Source organism: Salegentibacter haimaensis (assembly GCF_054121495.1).
Map to the genome: position 1 here is coordinate 1 of NZ_JBSYGH010000016.1, position 26,047 is coordinate 26,047.

A 26,047-nucleotide genomic window follows, 5' to 3' on the forward strand; every position below is an offset into this window, starting at 1 on the left:
GAAAACAATAACATTGTAAAACTGCCTAAAGCACGAATAAAAAAAGACCGTCTAAAAATAGCTTTTAAGACGGCCTCGTTGTAAGATATAATTTACAATTAAGAATTAGAGCCTATATCTCCCTGGGCAACAATTACATCTAATTGATCTGCACTAAGGTGTACATTGATGTAACCATCAAACTCCAGAAGACCTTCATAACTAATGTTATCTCCGTCTTCTCCGTCAAGGCTCATCACCTGGGTCATACTCATCCCAGTGGTACCATCTACCGGGTTAAGGCTAATGGCAATATCTCCACCTTCTTCAGCTGAATTAAAGTGAATATGAGCTGGGTGAGTTCCACCCTCGGGGGTACCCTCAAGACTAATAGTTACCAGGGTTTCACCACTCATACGCTCTTCAAAGGTAGCGGTTCCCATAATTCCGGGTACATCTACCGAGTTTAGATCGTAAGAAACAGATTCTCCGGTAAGTTCATTAGATCCTATATCTCCCTGAGCTACGATAGTTCCAAGATCTTCAGCACTTAAGTGAACGTTGATATAGCCATCGAAACTCAATAGCTCTTCGTAAGTGATTGCTGTCTCATCATCCAACATTTCCACATTAGTCATGCTCATTCCGGTAGTTCCATTTACCGCATTCAGGCTAATAGCAATATCTCCACCTTCAGCAGCAGAATTATAATGAATATGTGCAGGATGCATCATTCCGGGAACTGTATTATCTACATCTAAAGTTACCAGAGTATTACCATTCATTCGCTCTTCAAAAGTAGCTGTACCTTCAATTCCCGGTACGGCTACACTGTTAAGTTCATAGGTCTTGGATTCCCCGGTAAGTTCGTTTCCTCCAATGTCTCCCTGGGCTACGATAGTACCAAGATTATCGGCGCTAAGGTGTACATTGATATATCCATCATATTCCAAAACATCTGAATACATAAATTCGCTGTCATCATCTAACATAGAAACATTGGTCATGCTCATCCCGGTAGTTCCGTTTACAGGGTTAAATGTAAAAGCTATTTCTCCAGGGCCGTCTACAGCAGCTCCCATATGAATGTGAGCAGGGTGCATCCCGCCATCGGGAGTGTTTTGTAAACTAATAGTGGCCAAAGCCTCACCATTTACACGTTCTTCGAAAGTGGCAGTTCCCATAATCCCTTCAACATCCTTTTCCATTAACTCATAGGTTTTTGATTCTCCGGTTAGTTCATTTTCTCCTATATCTCCCTGAGCTACAATTGTTGTTAGCTCATCAGCGCTAAGATGTACATTTACATAACCGTCATAGCTCAAAATATCATTATACATAAACGGGGTATCATCATCTAACATAGAAACGTTCGTACGGCTCATCCCGGTATCTCCATTTACGGGAGTAAAAGTAAAAGCGATATCTCCAGGCCCATCTACGGCAGTACCCATGTGAATATGTGCAGGGTGAGTTCCTCCTTCAGGAGTATTATCCAGCATAATGGTAGCCTGAGCTTCTCCATTTACACGTTCTTCAAAAAGAATGCTTCCGCTAATCCCTTCCACATCTTTTTCACCAAGCATATAAGATTTTGACTGGCCGGTTAGTTCATTTTCCCCAATATCTCCCTGAGCTACAATAGTCTCCAGCTCATCGGCGCTTAGATGCACGTTGATGTACCCATCAAAGGCGATAAGATCTTCATAAGTTACTGAAGTACCATCATCAAGACTGGTTACCACGGTAGTACTCATTCCGGTATCTCCGTCTACAGGTTCAAAAGTAACGGCGATATCACCGCCTTCAGCGGCTGTACCGTAATGGATATGTGCCGGGTGGGTTCCACCGGCAGGGGTGTTTTGAAGTTCGATTTCAACTGTAGTTGTACCGTCTTCATTTTCCATAAAAATAGCAGTTCCAGAAATATCGGGATTAGCTACTGCGTTTAGTTCATAAACTTTAGATTCTCCCTCAAATTCGGGAGGAGTGGGATTTACGACATCATCGTCGTTATCACAACTCCAGAACAAAAATGGCATGGCAATAAAAGCCATTAGTAATAATTTTTTCATAACATTTAAATTGGTTTGTTAATGGTATAATATTAAATTCACCACTAAGTTATTGTTAGATAAGTAGTTTCTTACCTAATCAATCGTTAAGTTTGGTTTAAAACACACTTAAACTATGTTAAACAAAAAAATAGTTATTCTAACCGGAGCCGGGGTCAGTGCCGAAAGCGGGATTAAAACCTTTAGAGATGCCGATGGGCTTTGGGAAGGTCACGATGTGATGGAAGTGGCTTCTCCCCTGGGCTGGGAAAAGAATCAGGCCCTGGTGCTTGATTTTTATAATCAGCGTCGCCGCCAGCTTTTGGAGGTACAACCCAATGCCGCGCATTATGCCCTGGCAAAACTGCAGGAAAAATATGATGTTGAAATTATCACTCAAAATATAGACGATTTACACGAACGAGCAGGTAGTAAAAAGGTGACTCATTTACATGGCGAATTGCTCAAAGCCCGAAGCACTTTTAATGAAGAGCTGGTAATGGATTGGCGAAAGGATATCAATCCCGGCGATTTTTGTGAACATAATTTTCAATTGCGCCCGCACGTGGTATGGTTTGGAGAGGCAGTCCCTATGTTTCCAAAAGCTGCTGAAATCACCGCGCAGGCCGATATTCTTATCATTATTGGTACTTCCATGCAGGTTTACCCTGCGGCAAGTCTTGTAGATTTTGCTCCTGAAGGAATTCCTATTTACTTTATCGATCCTTCACCGGGCATAAACCCGGGCAAAAATCTCCAAATCCTGGCAGAAAAAGCCGTCGCAGGCGTACCAAAACTAGTAGATGATTTGTTGGATAAAGCCTGAAAGAAAAAAGCCCTGGGGTTTTATAGATGCTTCTGAAGCAGTATCTTTGAGGTTTTTAAAATCAAACACAACAGCATGACACCGCTTACCGCCATTTCGCCTATAGACGGCCGATACCATTCCAAAACCAAATCTCTTGCAGCCTATTTTAGCGAAGAAGCCCTGATAAAATACAGGGTAAAAGTAGAAATTGAATATTTTATCGCTCTTTGCGAATTACCGCTTCCGCAGTTGGAAGAGGTAGATGCCTCTAACTTCGACAAGCTGCGCAATATTTATAAAAATTTCAGCAGCATAGATGCGCGTGCTGTGAAGGAGATAGAAAAAACCACCAATCACGATGTAAAGGCGGTAGAATATTATTTAAAAAATGAATTCGACAAAATTGGCCTGGAAGAATTCAAGGAATTTATACATTTTGGACTAACCTCCCAGGATATCAATAACACCGCCATTCCTTTAAGTTTGAAAGATGCTATTGACGAGGTTTATTTTCCGGCCCTTGAAGAGGTACAAACCAGGCTTATTGAACTTTCTGAAGAATGGGCCGAAGTACCACTTTTGGCTAGAACCCACGGGCAACCCGCCTCTCCTACCCGCCTGGGCAAAGAAATTGAAGTTTTCACCACCCGAATTGCAGCCCAGATGGATCTTTTAAATGAAGTACCCCACGCTGCAAAATTTGGAGGTGCCACCGGAAACTTCAATGCACATAAAATTGCCTATGGCGATATTAACTGGAAAAAATTCGGACAGGATTTTGTTCAGAATAAATTGGGACTTTATTATTCTTTCCCAACTACCCAAATTGAACATTACGATCATATGGCCGCGCTTTTTGATGCGCTTAAAAGGATCAATACCATTATTATAGACCTGGATAGAGATATATGGACTTATGTTTCGATGGATTATTTCAAACAAAAGATCAAAAAAGGGGAAATCGGGTCTTCAGCAATGCCTCATAAAGTAAATCCTATAGATTTCGAGAATAGTGAAGGGAATTTGGGTATTGCCAATGCGATTTACGAGCATCTTTCAGCAAAACTTCCGGTTAGCCGTTTACAAAGAGATTTAACCGATAGTACCGTACTTCGTAATATAGGTGTACCCGTAGGCCACAGCCTTATCGCTTTAAAATCTACTTTAAAAGGCCTGAATAAGCTGTTGCTAAACCAGGAAAAATTAGAACAGGATCTCGAAAATAACTGGGCCGTGGTTGCCGAAGCCATTCAAACTATTTTACGCAGAGAAGGTTTTAAAAATCCTTATGAAACCTTAAAAGGACTTACCCGAACCAATGAAAAAATTAACCGGGAAAGCATCGCTAACTTTATAGAAAGCCTGGAAGTTTCAGCTGAAGTTAAGCAGGAACTAAAAGCTATCACTCCTCAAAACTATACGGGGATTTAATAAAAAAAAGCCGTCTGAAATAACACTTCAGACGGCCTCATTTTTTAAATGAACAATTCCTTATTTGGCCAAAGTAGAGTCGGCTGCTGTAGATGACTCGTAGCCATCATTAACTTCAACTTCTACCTTGCCTTTAAACATTCCTGCCAGGCCTTTAAGTCCCTGCATATCTATATCACCTTCTTCAAGCGAACGCAAAAGCTTAACCAATCTTTTAGGATCCATATTATCCCCTAAAATCCTGGCCAGACCCATCCCGCGTTCGTCATCAAAACCGAACACAATAAATTCGTCTATAGCATCTTCATCACCTGTAAAATAGATTTCGGCTTTTCGGGTTCCCGAACCGTATTTCATTAGCAGCTGATATTTTTCATTCTGTAGAACTTTAGACAGATTTTCCTTTTCGGTTTCATAAGACTCGTGATTTTCTCCCGACTCTTTTAAAGGAAATGCTAGCACATTTATTTTCTTTACCGTCTCCAGGGTTTCTTTCTGCTCAGCATTCAGCGATTCGGTATTTGCGAATAAACTGGTGGGTACATCTATAGCTACAAATTCACTTTTTTCCTGATTAGCTACATAATACTCCTGGATGCTCTGTTCGTTTTGACAGGCTACCAATCCCAACAGGGCCAGGCCGAACCCGGCGATTTTAAAATTTTTCATAACTATGATTTATTTTCGATGTTTTTTAATTCTTCAGCTCCCGGCACTTTAAGGTCTGAGGTAAGTCTCGATAATTGAGACAGGTCTATCTCGCCGGTGATGCTCAAAATAACCGAAATTGGTTTGCCGTCTTTTTCTCCTTCCATATACATAAAGAGTTCGCGAACGTGGTTATCAGATTTTCCTGGTTTGCTGTAAAACTTGATATTCTTTCCACTTTCATTCACCCGCATTAACTGGTCAAGAGAATTCTTCTGTAAATAGGCATTTACATCTTTGGTCATCTCATTGCGAACCTGAGAATTGGTACTGGTAAACATCCTTATCTCGTTAAGGTTTTCAATGAGTTTCATATATTGTTGCGCTTCGGGATCGCCTTCGCTAAGGTCTACCCGGGCAAGCATTTTAAACATCTTGCTGGTCATTATCATCGCGTCTACTTCTTTCATATTTTCATATTTTTCGAAGCTTTGCGACCAACCCGTATGGGATACCAGTGCGATCAATACAATTAGAATTAGGTTTTTCATAATAGATTTATTTAATGGTCTTTGATATATTTATTTGTGGTTTTGCTAAACTCGGCAAGATAAGCCATATCCTCCCGGCTATCTTTAAGTATTTCTGAAAACATTTTAAGCGTTTCCTCTACTGCGGCTTCATTATTTTCTGCATCGGCCATTGGAGTATGAGTTCCCTCAGGATTTCCCTGGAATAAAAACACTCCTAAAAGAATAGCTATCCCGGCCGCGATAGCCCACCAATGCCCCGTATTCCTCTTTTCAGGCAACACCGGCATTTTACCAGTGAATTCTTCCTTGCGTTTATTGGCAGAATAGGCAAACAAAAGCCTGTATGACTCCAAATGTGCCGGTACTCTGCCCGATTCAAAATACTCCCGCAGGCTACGCTCCTCTGCAAGGCTGGTTTGCCCCGATTCGTATTTCTTAATTAATCTTTCAATTTTTTGTGATTCCATAGCTATGTTTTTTCACTAAACTTTCTCTTATTTTTTTTCTTGCCCTGGAGAGATTCACTCTAACAGCAGTCGCGTTCATATCCAGAATTTCGGCGATTTCTTCAAAATCATAATCCTCAACATCCCGAAGCTGAAAAATTACCTGTTGCTGTTCTGGTAATTCTCTTACTATTTTATCAATCCAGCCAAGGGCATCATTATATTCCAGACTTTTATGAACCGAAACCTGGGTATCCTCATAATTTGAATGCACCAGTTTCAAATTCGCATTCTTTTTAGATTTCAACTCATCAAAACAATAGTTTTTAGTCACTGTCATTGCGAAAGCCTCTATATTGGCATAATGCTTGAGCTTATCCTTTCGGTCCCACAACTTTAAAATAACCTCCTGGGTGGCGTCTTCGGCCGATTCTTTAGAAATAAGCAATCGCAATGCCAAACGATACATTTTATCCCTAATGGGGTTTATAAGCTTTATAAAAGCCTGTTGATTCATATAGGTTTGGTTGTTTTAGCGGCTCCTTTAAGAATATAACGAACTACTTAAGTTTTTGTAACAATTATATTTTGAATTTATCTAATAGTAAGTATTTTTAACGCCTAAACTAATATTTTATGAAATTATACAAATTTGTTTTTCTTTTTCTTTTCTCCGGAATGCTTTTTACCTCCTGCGCCGAAGACGAAGATGATATTATTGATGATGAGGTAGGCCAACCGGGACCCGATCGCAACCTGGATGTGGAAAATTTCATGTATAATGGAATGAATGAAATTTATCTTTATAAAGCCGATGTTCCTGAACTTGCCGATAATTATTTCGCCAATCAGCAGGAACGAAACGAATGGTTAAGCGAATTTGAAGATCCTGAAGATCTTTTCTACAACGGGTTAACCGCTTCTTTCGACAGGTTTAGCTTTATGACCGATGATTATGTAGCTCTGGAACAAAGCTTTCAGGGTACCAGCACCACTACCGGAATGAACTATGCCATAGGCCGAATTAACGGGGGCAATGACCTTTTTGGAGCTGTGCGCTATGTACTTCCAGGGACTTCAGCTGAAGAAGAGGGATTAGAACGCGGGATGGTTTTTACTAAAATCGATGGGCAGCAACTCACCGTTTCAAATTATCAAAGCCTACTTGCTCAATCTAATTTTACCATTCATTTAGCCGATATTAATAATGATGGAGCAATTGCTGAAACCGGGGAAACCGTTAATCTTTCAAAGGCTGAATACACCGCAAACCCGGTATATATCGCAAAAACCCTTAATGTGGACGGACTTAAAGTTGGTTATTTGATGTACAACAGCTTTACTGCCGATTTCGATGCGCAAATGAATCAGGCCTTTGCAGAATTTAAGGCCGAAGGAATCGATGAACTGGTTTTGGATTTAAGATATAACGGAGGTGGTAACGTAGAAACCGCGGTAGATCTTTCCAGTATGATAACCGGGCAATTTGAAGGTGAAATCTTCTCAAAGCAACAATGGAATGCGACCTATCAGAATTATTTTGAAAGAGAAGATGCCGAAAGACTGGTAGACCGGTTCAATGATAAGATAAGAACCGGAGATTTAATCAACAGTCTTAATTTAACCAAAGTGTATATCATTGCCACCGGGTCTTCGGCTTCTGCCAGTGAGTTGGTAATTAATGGCCTTGATGCCTATATAGATGTGGTACACGTGGGAACAACCACAGTTGGTAAATTCCAGGCTTCTATAACTCTTTACGACAGCTCTAATTTTGGTCGTCAAAATGCCAATCCTAATCACAAATACGCTATTCAGCCTTTGGTGTATAAATCGGCTAATGCAATTGGTACAACCGACTATATTAATGGTTTAACACCAGATATAGAACAGCAGGAATATGTGAGGTCTTACGGCGTGTTAGGTGATGAAAGTGAGCCTTTACTGGCCGCAGCCCTTGCCGATATTACCGGAAACCGTTCAATGCTTCAGGAGGTTAAAGGCCCATCTATGCAGGTTGTTTCTGAGACCGGAGTAGATGCTCCCGATTACCAAAGAATGTATCTTGATAACGTGCCGGCACGTATTAATTTTGACGTGGAATAAACCGGGTATTTCTAGAATAAAAAAGTCCCGAACCTAATATTAGGTCGGGACTTTTTTTATGTTTAATTTTAATTATTCCTGAAAAAATATTCCATTAGGATTTATCCCGGTAGAAAAGTCTGTTGCATTGCCAGATGCAATATCAATAACTTTAAGCTTTCCATTTCCGGTAAAATCATAAGTCGCAAAGGTGGCGAAAATGCTTTGGTTTTTTACGCTAAACCCATACAGCACTCCCTCGTTATCGAAACTGTAAATCCCGGTACCGGGCAAATTTTGTTCGGATAAATCGATGGTAAATACCTCATCGTTCATAGTATAATAAAGGTATTGATCATCTAGATTTAGGTTAGAAGGATGCTGTGTGCCTTCAAAATCTAATTCATTTACGATACTATGATCTACCAGGTCGATTTGAGTAATTTTTCCCGGGGTTTCTTCCCCTGCATAAGACGGAAGCCCCGATGACAGCACCCAAAGGCTTACTCCATTGCTTACCATAGAATTTGGAACATCCCCCACTTCCAACTCCTGCTGCAGCTCGTTGGTTTGAGGGTTAATCACAGATAATTTATTGTTAAAGCTGAATCCGCCGGTATGCGCCACGTAAATTCTGTTATTAACCCGTAGAAGTTTTTCAGGACCTTCGGCTACTTCAATAGTAGCAACAGGCTGCAGGCTTTCTACATCAAAAATCGCAATATAATCATCGTTGGGATCCATCCCGTCACCCCAGTTGCTCACGTAGGCTTTTCCGTCGAAAAAATCAATAAACCGCGGATTCTCAAGACCCGTACTAATGCTACCCAGGCTTTCGAAGCTATGCCGGTCTACCACTTCAATTCTGGCAGAAACATTCATCACGATAAAAGCATAATCTTCATAAAAGCCAATATCCTGGCCGGTGTCGCCTAAAGCTCTATTATTTTCTTCAGAAAAAATTTGATGTTGAATTTCAGTAAAATCGGCATCCAGAAACGAAACCGAGGAATTCCCGGCGCCAAAATTGCCTTCATTCAGCACAAATATCCCTTCGGAAAATGTGCCCTCAACAGGTTCGGGGATTTCGATAGGATCATCGTTGGTGGCACAGGCCCCTAAAATTACACTGGCTATAAAAGCCCTGAAAAGTAAATTGAATTTCATAAATTAAAATTTAAAACTGATTGAACTATTAAAATGTCGCCCTGGCATTGGCCTTGCAGGCATATTCATATATTCGGCATCAAAAAGATTGCGAAGCTGTAACTGAAATTGCCATTGCTCATTTTTCCCCAAACTATAGGCAAGGCCCAGGTTAGAGACCTGGAAAGCAGGCAAACTGTAATTATTATCAGACGAGATAAACACCTCCCCGGTATGCATAAACTGGTAAAACATGGAAAACCTTTTAAAACTATACCCGGCTGAAGCTCCCAGTTTATACATTGGGGTATATATTAATTGCAACCCACTTTGTTCATCCTCACTTAGGGTATATGCATAATTGGAGGTAAAATTGAATTGATGATTCTTTATTTGTTTTTGCCAGCTAAGACTGGCTTCGAGTCCTTTATTTTGAACTTTCGCAGTATTTTCAGGGCGCCATAAACCATCCCGGCCCGGTACCCATCTTAGCAAATTTTCAACATCGATTAAGAAAGCAGCCAGGTCGAATTCGAAATTTTTGAATTTGTAAGTTTGACCCAGCTCCCATTGGGTTGAAGTTTCAGGGTCCAATTCGAGATTGCCGCCGGCGTACCAGTATAAATCATTAAAACCCGGAATTCTGAAATTCTTAGAGTGGCTAAACCTGAGTTGGTAATTTTCAGAAAAAGTATAAGAAGTGTGCAGGCCATACAATAATGGAGAACTGTAATTTTCAGTGGCTTCCTTTCGAAGGCTGGCCTGGTAACTGAATTTTCCCAGTCGGTGTTGTAGTAATAAGGCGGCAGAACCTATACTTCTGGAGTTTACTCCAATATTACTGCCCTCTCCCCTGGTTTTTTGGAGATCGCCAACAGCAGTTAGTTGCAAATTTTGTTTGATCTCGTAATTGAACTCATATTTAATGATACCTGTACCTGCATTTCCGAAGTTATGTTCCTCGCGATCCCTGTTTTCATAATATTTGTAATGCTCTTCCAGGTAGGCCAGTTTTAAAGATGAGGTCATTTTTCCTAAAAGAGCCTTCCATTCCAGTAAATTCCTGCTGTTTTGATCCCGGAATTTGCTTTTTGAAGGGGCGGTTAAAGTTCCCGAAAAGGCTCGCTGAGAATTAAAGAAATTGCTGTGAAATTTGAGAATATTGGTTTCATTTATCCAATGCGCCACAGAGGCGCTAAGCCCGGTGTTAAAGAAATCTCCATTTTCATTAAATATCCCCGTATCCCAATATTCATAATCGTTTCGTGATGAATTGTGGGAGACACTAAGTCGAAGGCTGGTTTTTTCAGTAGAAATTTTTCCACGGTACAGGGCATTGTAAGTGTCAAAGCTTCCGGCCTGGAGTTGGGCGAAATTTTGAAATTTTCCGTCGAAACTTAATTTATTATTTAAGTGAATGCTGCCGCCTATGGCACCACTTCCGTAGAGCACACTTCCACCACCCGGGCGAATCGCAACCTGGTCGAAATTTCCGGTAGCGATGGTATTAAAATCGGTTTGCCCGGTAAACTGGGAATTGATATTGATTCCATTCCAAACCACGGCGGTTTGCTGGGCTGAGGTTCCCCGAAAAGAAGCCGAGGCCACCATCCCATATCCGTTTTCCCGTAAATGTATTGGGGTATTGAATTTAAGCAGCGTACTTAAAGCCGGGTCATTATTGCGCAAAATCGAATCATTCAGCGTCTGAATCTTACGTTCCCTGGAGTTTCGCTTCAGTGCTACATCGCTAAGGCTAATTTCATCCAGGAGCGTAATTTCAGCCGTTTGGGCCAGGCCTGCCTGCCAAACGAACAAACCAAGTAATAAGAGGTGCCAACGAATTAATTTCATCATCAACCGACTTTTATCCCGAAAGTCTAAGAGTTAAATTAGTATTGCATTTGGCAGGTCTCCTGGCTCGCGTCCTGTTTGTTTACCTTCCCATCCCTAAAAGGACAGTGGTATGAAGCTTAACAACAGGCATCCGCCAACGGCGGACTTAGCATACAGTTGCGGGAACAGCTCAGGCTTTGTTAGATTGAAATTAGAGAAGTTAACTTCGTAGCTTTAACTTCTAACTTCGCACTTTTCCTGATTCCCTTTTAATTGACGATGGCAGTCACCAGCGTCAAACCAAAATTTCAAGCCCAAAAATAAACATTTAAGTTTCCTGACAACTAAAATTTTTAAATAATCTTACTTTTGAACTCAAATTCCAGATTTTGAAAAATTTCTTCATCATAGCGATTAGTTTTTTGTTTTTCTCCTGCGGAAATTCACGAAAACAGGATAAGCCCGTTTCTCCGGAAGCTGAGCCGGTCGCGATAGACTATGCCACCGGGTTTAGCATTGAAAGATTTGAAGACTACAGCGTTTTAAGGCTTCACAGCCCCTGGCCTGAAGCTGATGCGCTCAGCTATTTGCTTTATGAATCGGAAGCTGAGATTCCTGATGACTTAGATTATGATCAAAAAATTAAAATTCCGGTGAAGAGCCTGGTGGTGACCTCTACCACGCACATTCCTGCGCTTGAGGCTTTAGGTGTAGAGCAAAAACTCACAGGTTTTCCGGGTTTAAACTATATCTCTTCTGAAAAAACCCGAGCCCGAATTGATGCCGGGGAGATAAAAGAACTCGGCAAAAATGAAAATATCAACACCGAATCTCTCATTGAACTTCAACCCGATGTGGTGATTGGCTTTGCTATAGACGGCAACAACAGAACATTTGAAAATATTCAAAAAACAGGCATTCCCGTAGTCTACAATGCCGATTGGATGGAAGATGACCCCCTGGGAAAGGCCGAATGGATAAAATTTATGGGAGCTTTCTTTGGAAAAATTCAGGAAGCTACCCGTATTTTTAAAAATATTGAAACCGAATACCTCGAGGCCAAATCTCTTGCGCTAACCGCCAAAGATAAGCCCAGTGTTCTTGGCGGCTCTATGTATAGAGATAATTGGTTTATGCCACCGGGAAATTCCTGGCAGGCCAAATTTTTTAAAGATGCCAATGCAAATTATCTTTATAAAGACACTCAAGCTGAAGGAAGCCTCAATCTCTCCTTCGAAAAAGTACTTGAGCAATCAAAAGATGCCGACTTCTGGATAAGTTCAGGACACTTTACCTCCTATGCTCAGCTGCTCGAGGAGTCACAACACTATTCACAATTTAAAGCAGTGAAAAACAAAAAAGTATACAGCCCCAGTTTAAGCAAAGGTGCAACCGGAGGGGTGACCTATTTTGAACTGGCTCCTCAACGGCCCGACCTGGTTCTTAAGGATCTTATTTCTATTTTTCACCCCGAATTACTGCCCGATTATGAAGCCGTATTTTTCAAAAATTTAATTAATTGAGAAGCTCCAGGAAATATGGTTTTTCATTGATCCTGCTTTTCTTAGCGGTAGTGTTTCTGGCGTTTTTAAACATTAGTTTAGGCTCGGTAAACATACCTTTTGAAGAGGTGTTTGCTTCAATATTCAACCTCGAGGTGACCAAAGATTCCTGGCGGTACATCGTACTTGAATACCGGTTACCAAAAGCAATTACAGCGATCATCACAGGATCTGGCCTGGCGCTAAGCGGACTTCTAATGCAAACCATATTTAGAAATCCTCTCGCAGGGCCTTATGTATTAGGATTAAGCAGTGGCGCCAGCCTTGGCGTAGCCATTGTCATTATGGGGGCAGGTATATTTGGAGGCGGATTTGCCGCAGTTTTGCTATCAAAATGGAGTTTGGTGATTGCCGCCAGTTTGGGAAGTATTCTTGTATTATTAGCTGTAATGCTGGCCTCTTTAAAGCTAAGAGATACTATGGCAATTCTAATTATAGGTTTGATGTTTGCCAGCCTTACAGCTGCCGTGGTTAGTGTGCTTTCCTATTTTAGCCCGGCGGCGCAGCTGCAACAATATGTTTTTTGGTCGTTTGGAAGCATAGGAAATTTAGCCTGGAATGAGGTAAGCATTTTGAGCCTGTTCTGGTTAACCGGTAGTATCCTGGCCATCTTCTGCATAAAAGATCTTAACAGCCTGCTATTAGGTGAGCATTATGCCAAAAGTCTCGGGGTAAGCATAAGGCGAAACCGATTGCTTATTATACTGGCAACCAGTCTCCTTGCCGGAAGTATTACCGCGTTTGCAGGACCAATAGCTTTTATTGGCCTGGCGGTACCACATTTAATCCGTCAGCTTATTCATGTTAACAATCACAGCATTCTGGTACCGGCCGTAATTTTAGGCGGGGCAGCTTTAATGCTTATTTGTGATATGGTCGCTCAACTGCCCGGAAGCGATTTTAGCCTTCCTATTAATGCCATAACTTCATTAATTGGTGCGCCTGTGGTGATTTGGTTATTGGTTAGAAAACGTCGATTTTTATTTTAATGCAACAGGAAGACTCAAATAGTATTTTAAAGGCTGAAAGCCTAAGCATTGGCTACCGATCTAAGCAGGAGACCCACATCATTAGCTCAGATATAAATTTTGAAATCAATAAAGGAGAATTGGTAGCAGTCATTGGAGTTAATGGAGTGGGGAAATCAACACTTTTACGCAGCCTAAGCGGAGTTCAGGAACCGCTCTCTGGCAAAGTAAAAATAATGGGGACAGAGTTTTCTAAAATTTCTTCTATCGAACAGGCTTCGCTTATAAGCCTGGTGCTTACCTCCCAGCCTATTTCAAAGAATCTTAGCGTATTTGAACTTATAGCCCTGGGCCGGCAACCTTATACAAATTGGATAGGCAGACTTAGTAAAAACGACCTGAGACGCATTAAAAAAGCCTCAGAACTGGTAGACATTAGCTCTCTTGAGCAAAAAAAATGCTATGAATTAAGCGACGGGCAATTACAAAAAGTTCTTATTGCCCGGGCTCTTGCACAGGATACTCCTCTGGTGATTCTCGATGAACCTACTACCCATTTAGACCTGTATCATAAGGCTTACGTAATTAAATTATTAAAAAAACTAAGTGAGAAAACCGGGAAAGCCATAGTTTTTGCCTCGCACGAAATCAATCTGGCGATTCAGTTATGTGACAGGATTATTTTGATGAAAGAAAAAGAGGTAATTACCGGAAGTCCGGCTGGATTAATCAAAAGCGGTGCGTTTTCGCAAATCTTTCCACCCGATCTCATCGTTTTTGATCAGGCCAGTTCCAGTTTTAAAATTAAAAACTAAGCCAGAATCTCGGGCTTTTTGAGGTCTATTATCTCCAAATAAGTATCTTTGAGCAAAGACCTTTCCCGAATGGATCAAACATTAATCTTTCTACTGCTCGCACTGCTTTGTCTCGGCCTTGGATTTTTTATAGGCAAAATTTTTTCGGGCTTTAAAAGCTCTTCGGAAATTGGAAAACTCGAGGAGAGAAACAATCAACTATCACTTCAAATTGAAGAACATAAAGCTCAATTAGACAGGAATTTAGAAATTCAAAAAGAGGCTGTATTGGAAATTAAAAACGAGGCAGGTGCTAAAATTCAGAAACTTGAACAGGAACGGGAAAATATAAGGCAGGAAAAAGATAAATTGCAAACCGAGCTCACCCGAAAAACTTCAGAATTTGAAAATCTTCAGCTGAAGAATAAGGAGCAAAAAGCCGAGGTTGAAAAACTTCAGGAGAAATTCAGTAAGGAGTTTGAGAATCTGGCCAATCGCATTCTCGACCAAAAATCTGAAAAATTCACCCTTCAGAATAAAGAGAATATTCAGAATATATTAAATCCGCTTCAGGAGAAAATCAGGACCTTCGAAGAAAAAGTAGACAAAAATTCGAATGATTTTATCGAAAGGCACGCCCAGCTAGGGAAACAGCTTCAGTATCTAAATGAGCAAAATTTAAAGATCAGCGAAGAGGCGGTAAATCTTACCAGGGCTCTTAAGGGAGACAGCAAAATGCAGGGAAACTGGGGAGAAGTTGTTCTGGAAAGGGTTTTGGAACGCAGCGGATTGCAAAAGGACAGCGAGTATTTCGTGCAGCAAAGCTTCGCTACAGAAGAAGGAAAACGCCTTATGCCCGATGTGATTATTCACCTTCCCGGCGATAAAAAAATGATTATCGATGCTAAAGTATCTTTGAATGCTTACGAGCGCTTTAGCAACGAAGAGGATAACACCCAAAAACCACAGCACCTCAAGGCTCATCTTGTTGCCCTGAAACAGCGTATTGAGGAATTGAGTCGCAAAAATTACCATCAGCTCTATAAAATGGAAAGCCCCGATTTTGTATTGTTGTTTATTCCAATAGAAGCTGCTTTTGCGGTCGCCTCAAGCGAAAATTCCAGGTTATATGCCGAGGCTTTCGATAAAAATATTATCCTGGTAACTCCCACTACCCTTTTAGCTGTGCTTAAAACCATAGATACCATGTGGCAAAATGAAAAGCAAAAACAAAATGCTATAGAAATTGCCACCCGGGCCGGTGCTTTATATGATAGTTTTGTGAATTTAACCACTGAACTTGACAAAGTAGGTAAGCAATTGGGCACCGTGCAAAACACCTACGATGGGGCGATGAAAAAACTTACCGGCAAGGGCAACCTGATAGGCAAAGTCGAAAAACTGAAAAAACTCGGGGCCAAGGCCAGTAAGCAAATTGATCAAAAGCTATTAAATAATGCCAATGGTGAAAAGCATCTGGAAAATTAAAATACCGCTATGAAAAATAAATACTTTCTGCTTCTCTTAATCCTGGGTCTAAACTACGGCCTGCAGGCACAGCAGTATTTTCCGGAAGCGGGAACCTGGGAAGACAAGCCGGCTTCCGGTTATAATTTGGATTTTTCTGAAGTAGTTGAATTTGCCCAGAATAATGAATATTCAGAAGCAAGAGATTTACGACAGGCGATTTTAAAAGGTTTTGAACACGAACCTTATCATGAGCTTCTAGGCCCTACCAAAGAACGGGGCGGCCCGGCAGGAATGATCTTAAAGAATGGCTATCTCATTGAAAGCTGGGGCGACATTAAGCGGGTAGATATGACTTTTAGTGTAACCAAGAGTTTTCTTTCCACAGTCGGTTTACTGGCCCTGGATCACAATTTAATTGAGTCGGCAGATGATAAACTGACCAATTACGTGTGGGACGGGACTTTTAGAGGGGAGCATAATTCAAAAATCACCTGGCAGCATTTGCTTCAGCAAACTTCAGACTGGAGTGGAGAACTATGGGGAAGTTATGACTGGGCCGATCGCCCGGAAAGAGACCAGCAAATTGATCAATGGCGCGCCCGTAAACTTCACGAACCCGGAACCCATTATAAATACAATGATGTGCGGGTAAATGTACTGGCCTATGCCCTGCTGAATGTTTTTAGAAAACCCCTTCCACAGGTTTTAAAAAATGAAATTATGGATCCTATCGGGGCTTCTTCCACCTGGCGCTGGTATGGCTATGATAATTCCTGGACGATCATAGACGGATTGCAAATGCAATCGGTTAGTGGCGGGGGGCATTCGGGGGGAGGAATGTTTATCAACACTGAAGATATGGCGCGTTTTGGCCTTTTATTTCTGAACAATGGAAACTGGAATGGCCGGCAACTAATTTCTGAAGAACGCATCACCGAAGCTTTGAAACCTTCAGAAGTGAATCCTAATTATGGGTATATGTGGTGGTTAAACCCGGCTGAAGCTCCACAATGGGAAGGTATAGACCGGGACATTTTTTATGCCGCTGGTTTTGGTGGGAATTTTATAATTATAGATTGCGAAAACGAGCTGGTAATTGTAACCCGTTGGCTGGAACCTTCCAAATTAGAAGAATTTATGCAACTTGTAAATAAGGCGATTGATGAATAACAAATTTAAAAGTGTAGACGAATCACGGGTATTGATTTCTGAATTGATGCTGCCCTCACATTCCAATTTTAACGGTAAAATTCACGGGGGTTACATCCTGTCCCTACTCGACCAGATCGCTTTTGCCTGCGCTTCCAAACATTCGGGAGCTTACTGCGTTACTGCCAGTGTAGATACGGTAGATTTTCTGCGTCCCATAGAGATTGGAGAACTGGTAACGATGAAAGCCTCGGTGAATTACGTGGGAAACAGTTCTATGGTGATTGGCATTCGCGTGGAGGCCGAAAATATTCAAAGTGGTGAAGTAAAACATTGTAATTCTTCTCATTTTACAATGGTCGCCAAAGATGAGAATGGAAATTCGGTTGCGGTACCGGGGCTTATCCTAAAGTCTGATGACGACATAAGGCGTTTTGCCAAGAGCATTAAGCGAAACAAAATGAAACAGAAGCGGAAAAATGAATTCAATGAAACCGATTTCATTTCGGAAGAATACCTTCACCTGGTCGAAGAGTATAAAGTAAAAATAGAGAGGTAATTTGAAGTTCAACGGATTTATTGCAACGCTATTCGTTGCTATCATTATCGCTTATTTTTTTCCGCAGGGAATTGAGTTATTACCCCTGCAAACCATTACCGATATTGGAATTGGATTTATTTTCCTGTTCTACGGTCTTAAACTTTCCCCGGCCGAGTTCAAAATGGGATTTTTGAATTACAGGGCTCATATTGTAATTCAGCTAACCACTTTTGTAATTTTTCCGCTTTTGGCCCTGGGCTTTGCACCTTTTTTTGAAGAAGGTTTGGGCTCACAGTTATGGCTGGCACTGTTTTTTCTGGGCACTCTGCCCTCTACTGTTTCTTCTTCTATTGTAATGGTTTCGCTGGCCAGAGGAAATCTACCCACAGCTATTTTTAACGCCAGTCTCTCGGGTTTAATCGGGATTATAGCCACTCCGGTTTGGTTGAGTTTTTTTATGGCTAAATCGGGAGAATTTGAATTTGGCGCTGTTATTCTGAAGCTTTTTCTGCAAATCATTTTACCTTTAATAATAGGATTATTGCTGCAGCCCATATTGGGGAAATTTGCCAAAAAATACAGCAAGCAACTTTCGCTATTCGATAAATCTACCATCATATTAATCGTGTATTCCAGCTTCAGCGCCTCATTTTTATCAAATATTTTCCAATCGGTGAGCCTTACCGATCTTTCAAAGCTCTTCGGAATTGTGATTTTGATATTTTTCGGGGTGTATTATGGCCTGGGAGCATTAAGCGATAAGCTTGGCTTTAAAACTGCCGATAAGATCACCGCTCAGTTTTGTGGTACCAAAAAGTCTTTGGTGCACGGCTCGGTAATGGTAAAAGTGATCTTCGGAAGTTCGGCTAACACAGGTTTACTTTTGCTGCCAATTATGTTATACCATTCGCTTCAGCTGCTGGTCGTGGCCTATTTTGCAGAACGATACCGGAAGCGAAAAATTTCAGCAGAAACAGAATAGATTACAGATAGAGAGCGATTTCAGCGATATTGATCGTAAATAATATCCAGCCTAAAATTAGCAGCAAGCCGCCAAGCGGGGTAACAGGGCCAAGGAATCTGAGTTTTTTACCGGCCACTCCCGAAAGTACTAATCCGTAGATACTAAAGGAGAAAAGAATAATTCCCAGAATAAAAAACCAGCCCATAAGCTGCTGCGAAAGCCCGATAAAAGGAAAACTTATTCCGGAGATTATAAGCATCAAGGCGTGATACATTTGATATTTCACCCCGGTTTCGAAGCTTTTTAACTGGTCTTCATCTAGTCTTTTTTTTAGAGCGTGGGCTCCAAAAGCTCCAAAAATTACTGCCAGGCAACCGAAAATTCCGCCAAATATCAATACTGTTTCTTTCATAGGTCGCTAAAGATAAGTGGATTCAAAAAATTTTTATGGTTATATTTATAAATAAAATTTAAGCTTATGAAAAATGCTACTATTATTTTATTGTTGAGTTTGGCAGTGACCAGCTGCACCCCCAAAATTGTTGGTTCCTGGAATATAGATCGCTACGAGATCGATAATTATAAAGGAGAGAACCTTAGTGCAAGAAATGCAGGGGATATTCAAATCAATAAAAACGGAACAGGCCAGAAAAACCTATCGATCAAATTCTTCGATCGTCAAAGCGGACAAAGTGAAAGTTTTCGCTGGGATTATAAGGACCAGATTCTTAGAATTTATGATGTAGATTCCCGTCAAAGTTCAGATTTTGCAAAATCCTAGATTGTAACCACCAACAAAAAGAAAAAACAGGTTTGGAAATCGACCGATGGTAGTAACAGTATCCAAATTATCGAATTAAGCAGGAAGTAAATAATCCCATAAAAAATAAAAAAGCTGCCCGGGGAACCAGGCAGCTTTTTTCGTTTTAGAATTTACTTGTTTATTTAAACAGGTACATCTTTCTTCTTGAATACAATTCATAAAAAGCATCGTCTCTAAGACTATCGATAAAGAGTATGCTTTCTCCAGTACTCTTCATTTCAGGCCCTAATTGCTTATTTACTTTATGAAATTTATTGAAAGAAAAGACCGGTTGCTTGATAGCGTAACCTTCTAGCTTAGGATTAAAATCAAAGTCTTTCACCTTCTTATGGCCCAGCATTACCTTGGTAGCATAATTCACGTAAGGTTCTCCGTAAGCTTTGGCTATGAAAGGTACGGTTCTCGAGGCTCTTGGGTTGGCTTCAATAATAAAGACCTTGTCATCTTTTATTGCAAACTGAATATTGATCAATCCAACGGTATTAAGCGCCAGGGCGATCTTTTTGGTGTGATCTTTAATCTGCTCCATCACCAGGTCTCCCAGGTTAAAGGGGGGCAGCAAAGCATTTGAATCACCCGAGTGAATTCCGCAGGGTTCGATATGTTCCATAATTCCTATGATGTAGACATCTTCCCCGTCACAAATCGCATCGGCTTCAGCTTCTATAGCCCCATCAAGATAATGGTCAAGCAATAATTTATTATTCGGAATCTTGCGCAGTAAATCTACCACGTGTGCTTCGAGTTCATCTTTATTGATCACGATCTTCATTCCCTGCCCGCCAAGCACGTAAGAAGGTCTTACCAGGATTGGGAAATCGAGTTCTTCGGCCAGCGCCAGGGCTTCATCGGCGGTTTCGGCTACGCCAAAATCGGGGTAAGGAATATCATTTTCTTTCAGCAATTTCGAGAAGCTTCCGCGATCTTCGGCCAGATCGAGGGCTTCAAAGCTGGTACCCATAATTTTAATTCCGTAGCGATCCAGTTTTTCAGCAAGTTTTAAGGCTGTTTGCCCACCCAGCTGAACGATAACACCTTCTGGCTTTTCGTGACGAATAATATCATAAATATGCTCCCAGAATACCGGTTCGAAATAGAGTTTATCGGCTATATCGAAATCGGTTGAAACGGTTTCGGGGTTACAGTTAATCATAATGGTTTCGTAACCGCACTCGGCGGCGGCTAAAACCCCGTGAACGCAAGAATAATCGAATTCGATTCCCTGGCCTATTCGGTTAGGACCCGATCCCAGTACCACGATTTTCTTTTTATCAGAAACCTTGCTCTCGTTATCTACGAAACGTTTCCCATCGGCGGTTTGAATTTCAGCTTCGAAGGTGGAGTAATAGTAAGGAGTTTCAGCTTTAAATTCTGCAGCACAGGTATCAACCAATTTAAAAACCCGGTTGATTTTTAGTTCTTCCCTTTTTTTATGCACTTCGCTTTCCCAGCAATCCAGCATATAAGCGATTTGCCTGTCGGCGAATCCTTTTTGTTTGGCTTCCAGCAATAATTCCCTCGGAATATTATTGATATCATAGGTCGAAATTTCTACTTCGAGTGCATACAATTCCTCGTATTGCTTTAGATACCACATATCAATTTTTGTGATATCGTGAATGCGGCTAAGCGGAATTCCCAGTTGAATCGCATCGTAAATCACAAATACCCTGTCCCAGCTTGGATGGGTTAATTTATCGATAATCTGGTCGTAATCTTTATAACCCTTGCCATCTGCACCTAAACCATTTCTCTTAATTTCAAGCGATTGAGTGGCCTTATGCAAAGCTTCCTGGAAAGATCTTCCGATTCCCATCACCTCTCCTACCGACTTCATTTGAAGCCCCAGAGTGCGATCTGAGCCCTCGAATTTATCGAAATTCCAACGCGGAATTTTTACGATCACATAATCTAAAGTAGGTTCAAAAAGTGCAGAAGTTGATTTTGTAATCTGGTTATCGAGTTCATCTAAGGTATAACCTAAAGCGAGTTTGGTAGCTACTTTAGCAATTGGATATCCGGTTGCTTTTGAAGCCAGGGCCGAAGACCTGGAAACCCGCGGGTTGATTTCAATAGCGTAAACATCTTCTTTCTCATCGGGGCTTACCGCGAACTGCACATTACAACCTCCTGAGAAGTCACCAATGCTACGCATCATTTTAATGGCAAGGTCCCGCATTTTTTGGAATGCAGTATCACTAAGGGTCATCGCCGGTGCAACGGTAATAGAATCACCGGTATGAATTCCCATAGGATCCATATTTTCGATAGAACAAATAATTACAACATTGTCATTTTTATCGCGAAGTAGCTCCAGCTCATATTCTTTCCAACCCAGCAGGGCTTTATCGATTAGTACTTCGTGAATAGGAGAAGCTTCCAAACCTCTCGAAAGCAGTTCATCGAAATCTTCGGCGCGGTGAACAAAGGCGGCTCCGCTTCCACCCAGGGTAAAAGAGGCGCGAATCACCAAAGGAAAACCAAATTCCTGAGCTACTTCCTTTCCCTGAAGAAAAGAGGTCACGGTTTTGGCCGGGGCTACAGGTACGTTGATTTTACCCATTAATTGCTTAAACTTCTCACGATCTTCAGTAATGTTTATCGCGTCTATATCTACCCCGATAAGTTTTACTCCAAAATCTTCCCAAATTCCCTTTTCATCGGCCTCGATACAAAGGTTAAGAGCGGTTTGCCCACCCATAGTGGGAAGAACCGCATCTATATTAGGATGCTTTTTAAGGATCTCTACTATAGATTTGGTGGTTAAAGGTTTCAGGTACACGTGATCTGCCATCGATGGATCGGTCATTATCGTGGCAGGATTGGAATTGATGAGAATGGTTTCAATTCCATCTTCACGTAAAGATCTTAAAGATTGAGTTCCGGCATAATCGAATTCACAGGCCTGACCAATTACTATAGGTCCCGATCCTATGATTAAAATACTTTTGAGGTTTTCGTTTTTGGGCATTGTAATGAGTTGTATAGATGATAAAAATAACGAAGTGACAGGATATAAAAAAAGGCGTTACTTAAAAAAGTAACACCTTTATATTCTCACAACTAAAATTCATTAGTGCTTGTGTCTTTGTTCAGAAGATACAGATAATTTCTTTCTTCCCTTAGCTCGTCTTCGGGCCAGTACTTTTCTCCCGTTTGCAGAAGCCATACGCTCTCTGAAGCCGTGCTTATTCTTTCTCTTTCTTTTAGATGGTTGAAACGTTCTTTTCATTTTAAATATCTTTAAATCTTCTGATAATTCGTTTACTTAGTGTCTTTAAAACTGCGTGCAAATATACAAAGCTTTTTAACTCCCGCAAGCACCTATCCTAAATAATTTTTAATTGTTTTTACTACCTTTGCGCTCTGCAAAAATAAAGCATCACATGTTCAATAAAAATATCAAGATCGTACTGGCGGGAATAATTGTCGCCCTGGCCGTTTGGCAATTTGTAGAAGGCAATATAGGAAACGGAATAATGTTTATTCTGCTATCCCTTATTTTCATATTCCTGTATTTCAAGAACGAGATGATATTACTGGCCTTTTTAAGACTTAGGAAACAGGATTTTGCCGGCGCAAAAAAATGGCTGGATAAAATTAAAAATCCAGAAGCTGCTCTTACTCAAAAACAACAGGGATATTACTGGTACCTACACGGACTTATGCTTTCACAGACCAATATTACCCAGGCCGAAAAATTCTTTAAACGCGCCATTAAACTGGGCTTATCTATGGATCAGGATTTGGCGATGGCCAAATTAAACCTGGCAGGAATTGCGATGACCAAACGCAGAAAAAGAGAAGCCACCAACCTTTTGGCAGAGGCTAAAAAACTCGACAAACACGGAATGTTAAAAGACCAGATAAAAATGATGAAACAGCAGATGAAAAAAATCTAAAGTTTGTATAATTTTAGTTAATTTTTCCTATGCTTTACACATCTTTTACTTTTAGCTAAAAAACGAGCCTTTTACCGATAATTTTTTAATAAGCCATAGCAGGGAATTACCTTTATAATCCAAATCCCTACATGGCTACCTATGAAGAGACTTCTACTCGTTTTCTTCTTATTATTTGGGTTACTCACCCAGGCACAAAACGAGGAAAATATAAAAACATATTTTTCTGAAGCTCTTTTTATGCATCTTCCCAAATACACTCAAAAATCTCAAAAAGCCTTTAGACAGAAGGACTACGAGCGTGCAGAGCAATTATTTGATAGTCTTACCAAACACCAACTGGCCGGGAGTTATATGGACGACTTCAAATTTAAAAAGCTGAATAAAAAAGAGGTTTCGATCTACGATTTTAAAAAGCCGGTTTACTTAATGACCCACGCCAGTTGGAGAGTTCCGACCGAGGGTGAAATTCCGGCTATTAATGAATTGGCCAGAAAATATTCAGATAAAATCGACTTTGTAATTTTACTGTGGGATAGCCAGGAGGCTGCCAAAAAACTGGCCAAAGAATACGACAAAAAAATTACGGTGGTTTATATAGACGAAAAGGAAAATCACAACGCCTTCGTTATAAAAAACCTTAAACACTCCCTGGGACTTCCTACCTGCTTTTTATTAGACGGCACTAAACAGATCGTTCACATTACCCGAAACCCGGAACATCCCTATCAAACCTCGGCTGAAGAATCTTTCAGAATTAATTATGAAAGCCTACAGGAAGGTATCGCCACTCACCTTATAAATGAAGAAGCACAACCCGAGCCTTCCGAAATGGAACTGGTTGCGCTTCCTAATTAATTTTCAAAACTTTTCGGGAATAACCTTACCCCCTATTCTGCTGAAGGATAAACACCTTCTTCAGGAATATCTAAATAATAGGTTTTCCTGGAGGCATTGTTCAGATGGGCTTCGCGAAGCCAGGGATTATGAATTTTTAGAATCTTATAGTTAATCCCGAGTTTTTTAGAAAAGTCGGCAAAATCTGAAACTGCGGTATCAACCTTTACCTTTCTTGTGGCAACCGGAGCATAAAGATCTTCGGTAGAGAAATTAAACCCGTATTTTCGAGGGTGATTCATTATCTCTTTTAAGGCGATAATTCTGAATACATACCTTCCGGTTTCCTCACCTAACAGGAGATCATAGTAATCATTCACTTTTTGACGGTCTAACTGTCTTTGCACTCCGCGATCTCCGGCATTGTAAGCAGCAGCTGCCATAGTCCAACTACCAAATTTCTGTTTTGATTTCAAAAGGTATTCACAGGCCACCCGGGTAGATTTTTCGATATGGTAACGCTCATCTACATTAGAATTTATCTCCAGCTTGTAATCTTTCCCGGTGCCTTCCAGAATTTGCCAGAAACCAATGGCACGTGCAGGAGAAACGGCCTGGGTGAGTCCGCTTTCGATTACGGCTAGGTATTTAAAATCATCTGGCACCCCGTATTCCTTTAGAATAGGCTCCATAATAGGGAAATATTTATGAGCTCTTTTAAACAAAAGCAGGGCATTAGATTGCCAGTAAGTATTTACCAGCAGCTCCCTATCCATTCGCTCGTACACATCGGGATCTTCGAGAGGCACTCTTTCACCCGCGAAATTTAAATTTTCGGGCATTGGTAAGGCATAGATATTATAGCCGTCTCTTAGATTCAATTTCGCTTCAGAAGTATTTTTTTCTTCTGAATTTTCTTTTTCATAAGCAGAGCCATTTTGTACTGCATTTATACTCACTGCGATTACAGTTAAAAAGCCTACTCCTATCAATGCTTTTTTAATTAGTTTCATAGCCTGGTTTTTTTAATTTTCTTTTCTCTTTTTTGATATTTTGCCCGTTAATATGATTTCCGGAAGGTATTTATTAAACCATCTAAACCGGTTTACAATCATCACATGTGTTCCACCTTTTACCGTTATACAGTCTCCTATATATTTATGCGGAAAAACCTCGTCTTTATCTCCGTGAATATGAATGATATTGGAAGCTGGTTTCTCGCAATCCCATAACACCATATTTTTAATCGCCCAGTTCAAATACCTGTGATTTCTAACTGAAAGATATTTTCTATATAAACGCGCCCTTTTTTTAAAAAAATCGCCTACCGCCAGTTTTTCGAAATGATCTACATAGTCCAGCAAACTGGTGGGGATCAATTTAAAAATACCCCATTTGGCGGCAAATTTCATTCGCCTTGGCAATTCATCCCGGCATTTAGCACTGGAGATGATGATAATCCTGCTAAAATCCCTGTACTTATTCATTTCCTGCACAACAACCCCGCCAAAAGATACTCCAATAAGCACCGGATTTTCGTGTTTTATATAAGTATTCATGCGTTTGGCGTATTGCTCAAGATTTTCATCTTCGTATGGAATTATCCATTCCAGAAAATGCATCTTAAATTTCTCTTCGGGAAGTTTTATAAATTCAAAAATGCTGGCATTGGCAGCCATTCCGGGCATAAAATAAACATGAATAAGAGGCTGATCATCAGTCATTTTAACAAGGATATAACAGACTTTGCAGGGATTAAGCTGTAAATTTACTCATTGAGTACAATGAGTTTTCGACTAATTTTAATAATAATATTTAAGTTGAAACCTTACCAAAATTACTGCTATTTTATTGGCTTTCACAATACGAAAGAAAAAAATAATGAAGATTTTTTTGAAGACCGCCAATAGTTTTTCTCCCCCTGTATTGCTTAGAAAATACAGGTCGTTTTCTTCATTTTCTATGCTGAAGAATCTTTCTAATCATCCCGATTTTATCGCTCTAACAGGCATCCGAAAAAATATGTTTCCCCTGGTTTCTCCCTGAGAAATCTCCCAAATCCCTATAAGTA

General features: G+C 40.6%; 26 protein-coding genes and 1 riboswitch. Of the genes, 14 read left to right on the forward strand and 12 right to left on the reverse strand.

The genetic code is table 11. The features are described from left to right. Positions 1–98 precede the first annotated feature (98 nt). On the reverse strand, positions 99–2,054 hold the full coding sequence (locus tag ACW6QP_RS13440) for a CHRD domain-containing protein (protein WP_457911384.1): 1,956 nt from the start codon (positions 2,052–2,054) through the stop codon (positions 99–101). Positions 2,055–2,169: 115 nt separating this feature from the next. Here ACW6QP_RS13440 and ACW6QP_RS13445 point away from each other — a divergent pair, with 115 nt between their 5' ends. Both ACW6QP_RS13445 and purB read left to right on the forward strand, forming a co-directional pair. Continuing rightward, complete coding sequence (locus ACW6QP_RS13445; RefSeq protein WP_457911385.1) at positions 2,170–2,859, forward strand: SIR2 family NAD-dependent protein deacylase; 690 nt, start codon at positions 2,170–2,172, stop codon at positions 2,857–2,859. Positions 2,860–2,934: 75 nt separating this feature from the next. Beyond that, positions 2,935–4,272 carry an adenylosuccinate lyase gene (gene purB / locus ACW6QP_RS13450; RefSeq protein WP_457911386.1) on the forward strand — a complete coding sequence of 446 codons (1,338 nt, stop codon included), beginning with the start codon at positions 2,935–2,937 and terminating at the stop codon, positions 4,270–4,272. Between the two features lie 60 nt (positions 4,273–4,332). On the opposite strand, the gene ACW6QP_RS13455 is transcribed toward purB, so the two are convergent. From ACW6QP_RS13455 to ACW6QP_RS13470, 4 genes are read right to left on the reverse strand one after another with little or no spacing between them, the layout of a single operon-like run. Further along, positions 4,333–4,941, reverse strand: coding sequence for a DUF4252 domain-containing protein (locus ACW6QP_RS13455; RefSeq protein WP_457911387.1), 609 nt, complete (start codon positions 4,939–4,941; stop codon positions 4,333–4,335). Positions 4,942–4,943: 2 nt separating this feature from the next. After that, entirely contained in the window at positions 4,944–5,471 is a 528-nt protein-coding gene (locus tag ACW6QP_RS13460) for a DUF4252 domain-containing protein (RefSeq protein WP_457911388.1), read from the reverse strand. Positions 5,472–5,482: 11 nt separating this feature from the next. Further along, positions 5,483–5,920 (reverse strand): hypothetical protein, encoded by a 438-nt coding sequence (locus ACW6QP_RS13465; protein WP_457911389.1) that lies wholly within the window; start codon positions 5,918–5,920, stop codon positions 5,483–5,485. Then, complete coding sequence (locus ACW6QP_RS13470; protein WP_457911390.1) at positions 5,901–6,416, reverse strand: RNA polymerase sigma factor; 516 nt, start codon at positions 6,414–6,416, stop codon at positions 5,901–5,903. Before ACW6QP_RS13470 ends, ACW6QP_RS13465 begins: the two co-directional genes overlap by 20 nt. A 119-nt stretch (positions 6,417–6,535) precedes the next feature. On the opposite strand from ACW6QP_RS13470, the gene ACW6QP_RS13475 reads away from it, so the two are divergent. Then, a complete protein-coding gene (locus tag ACW6QP_RS13475; RefSeq protein ID WP_457911391.1) occupies positions 6,536–8,005 on the forward strand; it encodes a S41 family peptidase in 1,470 nt (489 codons plus the stop codon). A gap of 72 nt (positions 8,006–8,077) precedes the next feature. Here the strand turns inward: ACW6QP_RS13475 and ACW6QP_RS13480 are convergent, their stop codons facing one another. Both ACW6QP_RS13480 and ACW6QP_RS13485 read right to left on the reverse strand, forming a co-directional pair. Beyond that, the gene (locus ACW6QP_RS13480; RefSeq protein WP_457911392.1) at positions 8,078–9,151 is read right to left on the reverse strand and encodes a YncE family protein; all 1,074 of its coding nucleotides are present in this window, start codon (positions 9,149–9,151) and stop codon (positions 8,078–8,080) included. 3 nt (positions 9,152–9,154) lie between these two features. Beyond that, positions 9,155–10,987 (reverse strand): TonB-dependent receptor, encoded by a 1,833-nt coding sequence (locus ACW6QP_RS13485; protein ID WP_457911393.1) that lies wholly within the window; start codon positions 10,985–10,987, stop codon positions 9,155–9,157. 32 nt (positions 10,988–11,019) lie between these two features. Further along, positions 11,020–11,286: riboswitch (cobalamin riboswitch) on the reverse strand. A 69-nt stretch (positions 11,287–11,355) separates the two neighbouring features. Between ACW6QP_RS13485 and ACW6QP_RS13490 the strand changes: the two genes are divergently transcribed. From ACW6QP_RS13490 to ACW6QP_RS13520, 7 genes are all read left to right on the forward strand, one after another. Next, positions 11,356–12,489, forward strand: a complete 1,134-nt coding sequence (locus tag ACW6QP_RS13490) for an ABC transporter substrate-binding protein (RefSeq protein ID WP_457911394.1) — start codon at positions 11,356–11,358, stop codon at positions 12,487–12,489. After that, positions 12,486–13,517 (forward strand): iron chelate uptake ABC transporter family permease subunit, encoded by a 1,032-nt coding sequence (locus ACW6QP_RS13495; RefSeq protein WP_457911395.1) that lies wholly within the window; start codon positions 12,486–12,488, stop codon positions 13,515–13,517. The genes ACW6QP_RS13490 and ACW6QP_RS13495 overlap by 4 nt, the downstream gene beginning before the upstream one ends. Continuing rightward, positions 13,517–14,311 (forward strand): ABC transporter ATP-binding protein, encoded by a 795-nt coding sequence (locus ACW6QP_RS13500; protein WP_457911396.1) that lies wholly within the window; start codon positions 13,517–13,519, stop codon positions 14,309–14,311. The genes ACW6QP_RS13495 and ACW6QP_RS13500 overlap by 1 nt, the downstream gene beginning before the upstream one ends. Before the next feature lie 69 nt (positions 14,312–14,380). Next, positions 14,381–15,778, forward strand: a complete 1,398-nt coding sequence (rmuC, locus tag ACW6QP_RS13505) for a DNA recombination protein RmuC (protein ID WP_457911397.1) — start codon at positions 14,381–14,383, stop codon at positions 15,776–15,778. 9 nt (positions 15,779–15,787) lie between these two features. Beyond that, complete coding sequence (locus tag ACW6QP_RS13510; RefSeq protein ID WP_457911398.1) at positions 15,788–16,930, forward strand: serine hydrolase domain-containing protein; 1,143 nt, start codon at positions 15,788–15,790, stop codon at positions 16,928–16,930. Then, positions 16,923–17,468 carry an acyl-CoA thioesterase gene (locus tag ACW6QP_RS13515; protein ID WP_457911399.1) on the forward strand — a complete coding sequence of 182 codons (546 nt, stop codon included), beginning with the start codon at positions 16,923–16,925 and terminating at the stop codon, positions 17,466–17,468. Before ACW6QP_RS13510 ends, ACW6QP_RS13515 begins: the two co-directional genes overlap by 8 nt. A 1-nt stretch (position 17,469) precedes the next feature. Then, complete coding sequence (locus ACW6QP_RS13520; RefSeq protein ID WP_457911400.1) at positions 17,470–18,432, forward strand: bile acid:sodium symporter family protein; 963 nt, start codon at positions 17,470–17,472, stop codon at positions 18,430–18,432. Between the two features lies 1 nt (position 18,433). Here ACW6QP_RS13520 and ACW6QP_RS13525 read toward each other — a convergent pair whose 3' ends face one another. After that, positions 18,434–18,826, reverse strand: coding sequence for a DUF423 domain-containing protein (locus ACW6QP_RS13525; RefSeq protein WP_457911401.1), 393 nt, complete (start codon positions 18,824–18,826; stop codon positions 18,434–18,436). A 66-nt stretch (positions 18,827–18,892) separates the two neighbouring features. On the opposite strand from ACW6QP_RS13525, the gene ACW6QP_RS13530 reads away from it, so the two are divergent. Further along, complete coding sequence (locus tag ACW6QP_RS13530; RefSeq protein ID WP_457911402.1) at positions 18,893–19,195, forward strand: lipocalin family protein; 303 nt, start codon at positions 18,893–18,895, stop codon at positions 19,193–19,195. A 160-nt stretch (positions 19,196–19,355) separates the two neighbouring features. Here the strand turns inward: ACW6QP_RS13530 and carB are convergent, their stop codons facing one another. Beyond that, entirely contained in the window at positions 19,356–22,208 is a 2,853-nt protein-coding gene (carB, locus tag ACW6QP_RS13535) for a carbamoyl-phosphate synthase large subunit (protein ID WP_457911403.1), read from the reverse strand. Between the two features lie 102 nt (positions 22,209–22,310). After that, positions 22,311–22,469: a 50S ribosomal protein L34 gene (gene rpmH / locus ACW6QP_RS13540; protein ID WP_457911404.1), complete on the reverse strand. Its 159-nt coding sequence runs from the start codon at positions 22,467–22,469 to the stop codon at positions 22,311–22,313. Positions 22,470–22,623: 154 nt separating this feature from the next. On the opposite strand from rpmH, the gene ACW6QP_RS13545 reads away from it, so the two are divergent. Then, the gene (locus tag ACW6QP_RS13545) at positions 22,624–23,139 is read left to right on the forward strand and encodes a DUF2892 domain-containing protein (RefSeq protein ID WP_457911405.1); all 516 of its coding nucleotides are present in this window, start codon (positions 22,624–22,626) and stop codon (positions 23,137–23,139) included. Between the two features lie 141 nt (positions 23,140–23,280). Then, entirely contained in the window at positions 23,281–23,997 is a 717-nt protein-coding gene (locus ACW6QP_RS13550; RefSeq protein ID WP_457911406.1) for a TlpA family protein disulfide reductase, read from the forward strand. 32 nt (positions 23,998–24,029) lie between these two features. On the opposite strand, the gene ACW6QP_RS13555 is transcribed toward ACW6QP_RS13550, so the two are convergent. Both ACW6QP_RS13555 and ACW6QP_RS13560 read right to left on the reverse strand, forming a co-directional pair. Further along, positions 24,030–24,989 carry a lytic transglycosylase domain-containing protein gene (locus ACW6QP_RS13555; RefSeq protein WP_457911407.1) on the reverse strand — a complete coding sequence of 320 codons (960 nt, stop codon included), beginning with the start codon at positions 24,987–24,989 and terminating at the stop codon, positions 24,030–24,032. Positions 24,990–25,001: 12 nt separating this feature from the next. Continuing rightward, the gene (locus ACW6QP_RS13560; protein ID WP_457911408.1) at positions 25,002–25,700 is read right to left on the reverse strand and encodes an alpha/beta hydrolase; all 699 of its coding nucleotides are present in this window, start codon (positions 25,698–25,700) and stop codon (positions 25,002–25,004) included. 157 nt (positions 25,701–25,857) lie between these two features. Here ACW6QP_RS13560 and ACW6QP_RS13565 point away from each other — a divergent pair, with 157 nt between their 5' ends. Beyond that, entirely contained in the window at positions 25,858–26,022 is a 165-nt protein-coding gene (locus tag ACW6QP_RS13565) for a hypothetical protein (protein ID WP_457911409.1), read from the forward strand. Positions 26,023–26,047: the final 25 nt, after the last annotated feature.